Below are 9,002 nucleotides of genomic sequence, written 5' to 3'. Positions count from 1 at the left end.
CATCGGAGGCGTGCCGCGGCGCGCGACACCCGCGGCGGCGAGCCTGCCGTGGCGGACGACGGCGAATTACCAGCCGCCCCCGCCGTCGGGGGCGGCGGCGATCAATTCGGCCACGCGGGCGAGGGCGGCCAGGCGCTGGGTGCGGCGCAGGGCGCGGATGAGAGCGGCGGCGCGGTCGCGCAGGCGGGCGGCGGTCTCGAAACGCTCGGCGCGGGCGTGGCTTTCGATCAGGTCGAGCAGGCCGGTGAGCAGGCTGTCGTCACGGCCGGCGATCAGCTCGCGCACGGCCGTCACGGCGGGCGCGTATTCCCGTGCGGTGAGCGGAGTCTCGCGCGTGCGCGCCGCGGGGCAGCCGCCGACCACGGCGGGCGGGCAGTGGTGGACCGCGGCGCGCGCGAGCCGGGTGGTGCAGGTGCGCAGGCCCGCGTGCTCGGCCAGGGTGGCGGCGAGGTCGGCGGCGTCGGCGCGGGAGTTGAAGGGGCCGAGCGCATCCCGGACGGGTGTGCGGGTCACGGCCAGGCGCGGGAACGCCTCGTCGGTGAGGGTGATCCACCAGGCGCGCTTGGGAAACTTGGAACGCCGGTTGTAGGGCGGGGCGTGCGCGACGAGCAGGCGCAGTTCTCGAACTCCGGCCTCCAGGCCGTGCGCGCACACCACGTGGTCGACGCGGGTGGCGAGGGCGACCATCTCCTTCATCCGGCCGCGCGTCTCCGAGCCGGTGAAGTAGGTGCGCACGCGGCGGCGCAGATTCACGGCGGTGCCTATATAGAGGACTTCGTCGGACGGTCCGCGGAACAGGTACACCCCGGGCTCGGCGGGCAGGCCGGTGGCGAGCACGCGCTTGGCGCGCCGGGCGGGGCCGACGTCGGGCAGGTAGTCGAGCAGTTCGGTCAGGCTGTGCACGCCCTGGTTGCCGACGCGGCCGATGAGAGTGTGCAGGACGTCGACGGTGGCGCGGGCGTCGTCGAGGGCGCGGTGGGTGGGCCGGGTGGACGCGCCGAACAGCTGGGCCAGTGCCGACAGCCGCACCGAGGGCGCCTCGTCGCGGCCGAGCACCCGCCTGGCCAGCTTGACCGTGCACAGCACCGGGGCGTTCGGCCACGGCAGCCCGCCGCGGGCGGCGGCCGCGCGCAGGAAGGCCATGTCGAAGCGGGCATTGTGGGCCACCAGCACCGCGCCGGCGGCGAACTCGAGGAACCCGGGCAGCACGGCATCGATGCGCGGCGCCGCGCAGACCAGCGCGGTGGTGATGCCGGTGATCCGCACGACCTCCGGCGGGATGGCGCGACCGGGATCGACCAGGGTGGCGAACTCGCCGAGCACCTCCCCGCCGCGCACCTTGACCGCGCCGATCTCGGTGATGGCGTCGCCCTCCGGGCTGGTGCCGGTGGTCTCCAGGTCGACCACGACGAAGGTGGTGTCGTAGAGCGGGGTGTCCAGCTCGTCGAAGGCCAGCTGCCGGGCGGCGGCGGAGAGATCGGAGTCGGGCACGGCGGTCAGCGTAGGGCCGGCCTCCGACAAGATCATCGGACAACTGTCGCGACAATCGCGTGCGGCGTGACCCGGAGAAATTCCCGCCTCGCGAACCGATAAACGATCTTGGAACACAAAAAGTGTCACAGCTCACGTTTTCTTCCATGAACTATCGAATTCCGGGCGTGTCCGAAGATCGCGGCGCAGATCGAACCGACCGCCCGGCCCGGTTCGACGCAGACTTGTACGCTTGTCCAGAACAGCGTCCCGAAGTTCGGCGGACATACCGCGCCGACCTGGGCGTCCGTTGCCATTTTCCAAGATCGACATCGCCCTCCCCCACCTCCGGCGGCCCCGAGACGACCCGGACGAATCGGACAACGAAATGTCTCCGTCATCGTTTCGTGATCGCTGTGAGATCTGTCGCAGAAATTCACGCAGGCCCGAGGCGTGCGCGCGCCTTCGACGGCGACGCGGCTTTACAAACTTCCGTGATCGGTTCGTAATCGTTTCGAGACCTCACGGAGTTCGACGCGCCGATCCGGTGCGTACGTCGCAGTCCGTCGCACCACACGGGTGTGGCGTCGTGGGGCAGATAGGAAGCAACGCAACATGGCGACAAACACCGTCAAACGGCAGGCGCGGCGTGCCGTGGCCGCCGGAGCGATCGGCGCTGCCACCATCAGCGCGTTCCTGCTCCCCGCCACGGCCTCGGCCCAGCCGGTCACCATCCCGGGCGTCGGCGTCTTCGAGGTTCCCGACGAGATCCCGATCCCGTCCGGCATCCCGGGCATCGAGCCCGCCTTCCCGGCCGCGCCGTTCGCGCCGCCGCCGTTCGTGGCGCCGCAGAAGACTCTCGGCGAGGTGGCCCTCGACGCCGCGCTGTCCAAGGTCGGCTCCCCCTACGTCTACGGCGCCGCAGGCCCGAACGCCTTCGACTGCTCGGGTCTGGTCCAGTGGGCCTACCGCCAGGCAGGCCGCGAGCTGCCGCGCACCAGCGGCGCGCAGCTGGCCGCGGGCGTCCCGGTCTCCCTGGACAACCTGCAGCCCGGCGACATGGTCTCCTTCTACGGCGGCGGCCACTCCGGCCTGTACGCGGGTAACGGCAATGTCGTGCACGCGGCCAACGCAGGCAGCCCGGTGCACGTCGCACCGATCTCCTCCATGCCCTTCGCGGGCGCCCGCCGGTACTGATCCGGCCGCCACCCGGCACCGCGGTCCGCTGCCCCTGACGACACAGCGGCCCCGCAGGCCCCATACGGCACAGCGGCTCGTGTCCACCTGGACACGGGCCGCTGCCGTTTCGTAATCTAATCGAGACCGAACGGAGTGTCGGCCGGTGACCTTCACCGGTTCCAGCGCTTCGGCAACGAAGGAGCACGTCGAGCTGTGGCAGTCGATCCGCGCACCTCTCGCACCAAGCGCCTGTTCTGCGGCATGGTCGCCGCCGGGTTTCTCGCCACCGGCATGACCACCGCGGGCCTGCCGTCCGGGCCCGCCGCCCTGGCCGACCCGGTCGCGCTGCCGAGCACCGCGAGCGAGGCGGTGCAGAGCATGATCGAGCTGTCCCGCCAGTCCGAGCAGCTCAACCAGCAGGCGCTGGGCGTGCAGGAGGATCTGGACGTCAAGCTGGCCGCCCAGCACGCCGCCGAGGCCGAACTGGCCGCCCGCACCGCCGTGGCCGACGCCGCGCGGGCCGAGGTGCGCGCCTTCCAGCCGGTCATCGACCGCACCGCCATCGCCGCCTATCAGGGGGTGCGCCCGAACCGTATGTTCGCGGTGCTGGTCAGCGACTCCCCGCAGCAGATGCTCGACCGCATGTCCACCATGGACGTGCTCACCGCTCAGACCACCGAGGAACTGCGCCGGTTCAAGAAGGCCGTCGACGCGGCCACGGCCGCCGAGGACAGCGCGCGAGCCGCCGCCGACGCCGCCCGCGAGGCCGCGCGCACAGCCGAAGAGGTCCGGGCCGACCTCGAGCGCAAGCGCAGCGAACTGGCCGGCGCCATCGCCGCCACCGTGCAGGCATGGGGCCAGCTGTCGACCTCCGACCGCTCGGCCCTCGCCGGCTCACCCTTCCCGCCCGGTTTCGACCGCGACACCCTGTTGCAGGGCCTGGTCCCCGGCAGCGGCACCAGCGCCCTGGCCGCGGGCCTCACCCGCGTCGGCGACCCGTACGTCTGGGGCGCCACCGGCCCCGACCAGTTCGACTGCTCCGGTCTGGTGCAGTGGGCGTTCAAACAGGTCGGCAAGGACGTGCCACGCACCAGCTCCGCCCAGGCCCAGTACGGCACCCCCGTGGACAAGGACGACCTCCAGCCCGGCGACGTCGTCTTCTTCTACTCCGACGTCTCCCACGTCGGCATCTACGCGGGCAACGGAATGATGTTGCACGCCTCCACCTTCGGCGTCCCCGTCGCCGTGGCGCCGATGGGGTCGACGCCCTACCACTCCGCGCGGCGGTACTGACCCCCGCGTGAGGCGCCGTCCCCGCGCCGGCTCCCGGCCCGCCCGCCGCGCACCGTATCTCCTCGTCGCGGCATCGATCGCGCTGGCAACGGCCGGTTGCGCCCAGGATTCCCCCGAGCTCGAGTCGGCCGGGCTCGCGCCCACACCCACGGCGACCGAGAGCTCCCGGCTCGACACCGTCCGGCAGCTCATGACGCCGTACGGCGAGGTGAGCGAGTTCCGCGCCGATCCGCTGTCCGCCGCGGTGGTCCTCGCCCATCCCGGCCAGGCGGCCGTCGCGAGGCGGCTGGCCGCGGAACTTCCCGCCGCGCTCACCGCCGTGGTGGACTTCTGGAACCCCGCCGACACCGCGTGGACCGACCGCGCCGTCGTCGCCGTGGCCGCCGACCGCACGGAATTCGCCGCCCTCCTCCGCGGTGCGACGGCGACGGAGGTGCCCGGCGGCCCGGATGCCGGTCCACCGCTGTCCGCGGAGGTGGCCGCCGCCGCGTACTCCGACCCGTTCCGGCCCGGCACGGCCCCGGCGAACCAACGTGTCGTCTTCGCCCCCGACGTCGGCGCCCGGCTCGGCGAGGACCAGCTGCGCGCCGTGCTGCGCCACGAACTCACCCACCTGGCCACCCGCACCCACACCGGAGCCGATGCCCCGCTGTGGCTGACCGAGGGCTTCGCCGACTACGCCGCCCACCGCGGGCTCGGCGCGGCCTTCACCGAGGTCGCCCCGACCGTGCGAGCCGCCGTCCACGCGGGTCACCCGCCCCCGGCCCTGCCCGCCGACGCCGACTTCACCGGTCCGGCCGCCGCCATGGCCTACGAGCTGGCCTGGACCGGGTGCGCGTTCGTGGCCGAGTCCTACGGTGAACCGCACCTGATCCGGCTGTACCGGGCACTGGCCGCGGCCTCGGCCGACGACGAGGAACGGTTGCTGGGCGAGGTCCTCGGCGTCGCCCGCGCCGACTTCCTCGACCGCTGGCGCTCCTGGCTCACCGAACGCGCGCGCTGACCAGGACCGCGCCCGCCGACGGCGCGACCACGGCGGCACTCGGGCGGGCGCGCCGAGTAGGTTGTCCGGTATGGCCCGAACCCTGCTGGTTACCAATGATTTCCCGCCTCGGCCGGGTGGTATCCAGTCGTATCTGCAGGCGCTCGCCGGACAGCTGCCCCCCGAGGAGCTGGTGGTGTACGCACCACGCTGGCGCGGCGACTCGCACAAGAAATTCGACGCGAACCAGGATTTCCGGGTGGTCCGCCACCCCACCACGCTCATGCTGCCGACCCCGCCGGTGCTGCGCCGCGCGGCACGGCTGGTGCGTGAGGAACGGTGCGACACCGTGTGGTTCGGCGCCGCCGCGCCGCTGGCCCTGCTCACCCCCGGATTGCGCCGTGCGGGCGCGGAGCGGGTGCTGGCCAGCACCCACGGTCACGAGGTCGGCTGGTCGATGCTGCCGGGCGCGCGCCAGGCGCTGCGGGTGATCGGCGAGACCACCGACGTGGTCACCTACGTCAGCAAGTACACCCGCGGCCGGTTCGCCTCCGCCTTCGGCGCGAACGCGGCGCTGGAGTACCTGCCGCCCGGCGTCGACCCCGAAATCTTCCGGCCCGATCCGGCCGCCCGCGCCGAGCTGCGCGCCCGCTACGGCCTCGGTGAGCGCCCGACCATCCTGTGCCTGTCACGGCTGGTGCCGCGCAAGGGCCAGGACATCCTGATCGCGGCCATGCGCGAGATCCGCACCCGTGTCGACGGCGCGGTGCTGGTGATCGCGGGCGGCGGTCCGTACGAGGATCGGTTGCGCTCGCTGGCGCAGGTGCTCGAGGTGACCGACGACGTGGTCTTCACCGGCCGCGTCCCCGCCGCGGAACTGGCGGCCCACCACACCATCGCCGACGTGTTCGCCATGCCGGCGCGCACCAGGGGCGCGGGCCTGGACGTGGAGGGGCTCGGCATCGTCTACCTGGAGGCCTCGGCCACCGGTGTCCCGGTGATCGCGGGCCGCTCGGGCGGTGCGCCGGAGACGGTGCGCGAGGGCGAGACCGGTCTGGTGGTCGACGGCAGACGGGTGAGCGAGGTCGCCGACGCGGTGGTGGCGATCCTGTCCGACCTGGACGCGGCCGCGGCGATGGGCGCGGCGGGCCGGGCCTGGGTGCGACGGCACTGGCACTGGGACGCGATCGGCGCGCGGCTGCGCGAACTGCTGCGCTGAGCACCTGCCGACGGTCGAGCCGCCGGGTGCTGCCGCCGCGCGGGCCGCACACCGACATGCCCCGCAGGTGTGACGGAGTCATCCTTTTCGCTCTGCGGAGTGAGCAGCTTTCTGGTCGCCGACCAGACGTTCGTCGTCGCCTCCGGCGCCGCGGTCGCCGAGGTGCTGGCCGATCGCGGCCGGTGGCGCCGGTGGTGGCCGGATCTCCAGCTGGAGGTCCGGGAGGACCGCGGTGACAAGGGCATTCGCTGGCTGGTGTCCGGTCCGCTGACCGGCACGATGGAGGTGTGGCTCGAGCCCGCGCTGGACGGGGTCATCCTGCACTACTTCCTGCACGCCGAACCGGAGCCGCCGCAGAACCTCTCGCCCCGCGCGCTGGCCACGCTGAACCGGGCACGGCGCGTGGCGGGCAAGAAGATGTCGTTCGAGCTCAAGGCGCTGTTGGAGGCCGGACGCCCCGCGGGCGTCACCCCGGCCGCCTGAGCTGTCGTCACCCGGAACCACCCCGCATCGTCGCTGGAAAGGAACCGCTGACCCCATGGCCGACCGGACCCAGAGGTCGATCCTCATCGAGGCCCCCGCAGCGCGGGTGATGGCCGTCATCGCCGATCTGGAGTCCTACCCGGAGTGGGTGTCGGCGGCCAAGTCCGTGGAGGTGCTCGACCGGGGCGCCGACGGCCGGGCCCGCACCGCCCGATTCGTGCTCGACGCGGGCGTGGTCAAGGACACCTACGTGCTGTCCTACGCCTGGCGTCCCGACGACCTCGCGGTGAGCTGGCGGTTGATCGAAGGCGAGCTGCAGAAGGCCCAGGACGGCAGCTACGTGCTGCGGGAGAAGTCCGGCGGGGTGACCGAGGTGGTCTACGAGCTGACGGTCGATCTGAACATCCCGATGATCGGCATGTTCAAGCGCAAGGCCGAGAAGGTCATCACCGACACGGCCCTCAAGGAACTGAAGAAACGGGTCGAAGGCTGACGGCCGCACCACACGGGCCGCGGCGCACCCGGCTCGAACTGTTCGTCGGCAAGGGCGGAGTCGGCAAGACCACCCTCGCCTGTGCGAGCGCGGTCTCCCACGCCAGGGCAGGCCGGGACGTGCTGCTGGCCTCACTGGACCAGGCGCACTCGATCGGCGACGCGCTGGGCGTGCGGCTGCCGCACGATCCGGGCACGGTCACCGGCATCACCAGGGTGGAGCCGGGACTCGATGTCATCGAGATCGACTCGCTGGCCCTGCTCGAGGACCGTTTCGCCGAGGTCACCTCGATGCTCTCGGCGGGCGGCTCGCACCGCCACTCCGCCGGCATCGACCCCAGCGCGCTCGACCCGGCCGAGCTGACCGGCCTGCCCGGGGTGCAGGAACTGCTGGCGCTGACCGAGCTTGCCGGTTTCGCCGAGGACGCCGACTGGGACGTGCTCGTGGTGGACTGCCCGCCCTCGGCCGACATGCTGCGCCTGCTCACCGCCCCGCAGACGCTGCTCGACTACCTCGAACGCCTGTGGCCGCCGCACGCGCGCGCGGTGTCGGTGTCCGGCTTCGATCCCCGGCGCGCGGTGCTGGCCGCCACCGTGGAGCGGATCGTCGGCACGGTGACCGGGGTGCGCGACCTGCTGGTCGACCACGAGCGCACCGGCCTGCGGCTGGTCGCCGCGGCCGAGCGGGTGGCGGTGGCCGAGACCCGCCGGGTGCGTTCGGCCGCCGCGCTGCTCGGGCTGCGCCTGGACGCGGTGGTGGTCAACAAGCTGCTGCCGCCGGCCCCGGCCCCCTCGGGCCCGCTGGAGGCGGCGCATCCGGCCGTGCACTGGTATCTGAACCGCCGCGCCGACCAGCAGGCGGCGCTGGCGGCGCTGCGCGCCGACCTCGACGACGTCGCGCTGCTGACGGCCGCGCACACCGGCGCGGAACCTATCGGCCCCGACGCGCTGGCGGCGCTCGCGCCCGCGCCGTGGCCCGACGGCGAACCACGAGCGGACCGCGCGCGGGAACCGGGGTTCGCCGCAGGCCGCTCCGGTCCGGGCGGCGACGGCGGTACGGGCGGCGACGGCGGTACGGACGGCGACGGCGAGTCCGGCGAGCCGGACGACACCCCGACGCGTGTCGATGTGCGATCCGGGGAGCCGGTGGTTCGATGGGAGTCGGGCACCGGTGTCGACTCGGTGTACGCGCTGTGGATGCGGCTGCCGGTCGTGGATCCGGCGACGCTGCGCCTGGGACGAGTGGAGGACGATTTGATCGTGGGAGCGGACGGGGTGCGGCGCCGGGTGCGCCTCGCCCCGGTGTTGCGGCGGTGCACGGTCGCCGGTGCCGAACTGGACTCCGGCCGTCTGGTGGTGCGGTTCCGCCCGGACCCGGCGTTGTGGCCGGCGAGCACGGAAGGCGCGTGAGATGTCCCCGTCGTCCACGCACGAGCCCCGTCCCTCCGCCCACCAGCATCGCCCGGACGCCTTCGCCGAGTTCGCCGAGGAACTGCGCCTGCTCGCCGAGGCCGTGCTCGAGCGCGTGGAGCCGGTGCTGCGCGGCGCCGCCGAGGACCGGGCCGAGTGGTCGAGTTGCAGCTGGTGCCCGGTCTGCGCGACCGCGGCCCTGGTGCGCGGGGAACACCACGACGTGCTGACCGCCCTGGCCGACCACGGCACCGCCATTGTCACCGTCCTGCGCGAGGCGCTCGCGGGCGCGCCCGTCGAACCGGTGCTGCCCGAGGACGAACCGGGTGCCGACGGCGCCCGACCGGCCGGGCCGAACACGGGCGCGGCGAGCGCCGCACCGCGAGCCGACGGCGCTGTTCCCACCGGACACCCCGCCGGCGGCCCGGCGGCGGGCCGGACAGCGAGCGCGGCGCACGCCCGCGGCGGCGTGGG

The 9,002-nt window shown here is 73.4% G+C and carries 8 protein-coding genes and 1 pseudogene; 8 read left to right on the top strand and 1 reads right to left on the bottom strand.

Annotated features, from left to right (window positions below):
* A pseudogene (locus QH283_RS03815) lies at positions 1 to 1,527 on the bottom strand (DEDD exonuclease domain-containing protein); the annotation flags it as partial.
* Between the two features lie 558 nt (positions 1,528 to 2,085).
* On the opposite strand from QH283_RS03815, the gene QH283_RS03810 reads away from it, so the two are divergent.
* From QH283_RS03810 to QH283_RS03775, 8 genes are all read left to right on the top strand, one after another.
* Positions 2,086 to 2,667, top strand: a complete 582-nt coding sequence (locus tag QH283_RS03810; RefSeq protein WP_280501631.1) for a C40 family peptidase — start codon at positions 2,086 to 2,088, stop codon at positions 2,665 to 2,667.
* A 243-nt stretch (positions 2,668 to 2,910) separates the two neighbouring features.
* Complete coding sequence (locus tag QH283_RS03805) at positions 2,911 to 3,942, top strand: NlpC/P60 family protein (RefSeq protein WP_280501633.1); 1,032 nt, start codon at positions 2,911 to 2,913, stop codon at positions 3,940 to 3,942.
* 7 nt (positions 3,943 to 3,949) lie between these two features.
* Positions 3,950 to 4,945, top strand: coding sequence for a hypothetical protein (locus QH283_RS03800; protein WP_280501630.1), 996 nt, complete (start codon positions 3,950 to 3,952; stop codon positions 4,943 to 4,945).
* Positions 4,946 to 5,015: 70 nt separating this feature from the next.
* A complete protein-coding gene (locus QH283_RS03795; protein ID WP_280501629.1) occupies positions 5,016 to 6,143 on the top strand; it encodes a glycosyltransferase family 4 protein in 1,128 nt (375 codons plus the stop codon).
* 99 nt (positions 6,144 to 6,242) lie between these two features.
* The gene (locus QH283_RS03790) at positions 6,243 to 6,626 is read left to right on the top strand and encodes a polyketide cyclase / dehydrase and lipid transport (protein WP_280501628.1); all 384 of its coding nucleotides are present in this window, start codon (positions 6,243 to 6,245) and stop codon (positions 6,624 to 6,626) included.
* A gap of 55 nt (positions 6,627 to 6,681) precedes the next feature.
* The gene (locus QH283_RS03785; protein WP_280501627.1) at positions 6,682 to 7,119 is read left to right on the top strand and encodes an SRPBCC family protein; all 438 of its coding nucleotides are present in this window, start codon (positions 6,682 to 6,684) and stop codon (positions 7,117 to 7,119) included.
* A 38-nt stretch (positions 7,120 to 7,157) separates the two neighbouring features.
* The gene (locus tag QH283_RS03780; RefSeq protein WP_280501632.1) at positions 7,158 to 8,528 is read left to right on the top strand and encodes an ArsA family ATPase; all 1,371 of its coding nucleotides are present in this window, start codon (positions 7,158 to 7,160) and stop codon (positions 8,526 to 8,528) included.
* 1 nt (position 8,529) lies between these two features.
* Positions 8,530 to 9,002: hypothetical protein (locus tag QH283_RS03775; RefSeq protein WP_280501626.1), on the top strand; the 473-nt coding region annotated here is incomplete at its 3' end.

Source organism: Nocardia farcinica (genome assembly GCF_029867845.1).
Taxonomy (GTDB): domain Bacteria; phylum Actinomycetota; class Actinomycetes; order Mycobacteriales; family Mycobacteriaceae; genus Nocardia; species Nocardia farcinica_A.
Note: the sequence above shows the minus strand (reverse complement) of the source record. Positions and strands in the feature narration are given on the sequence as shown.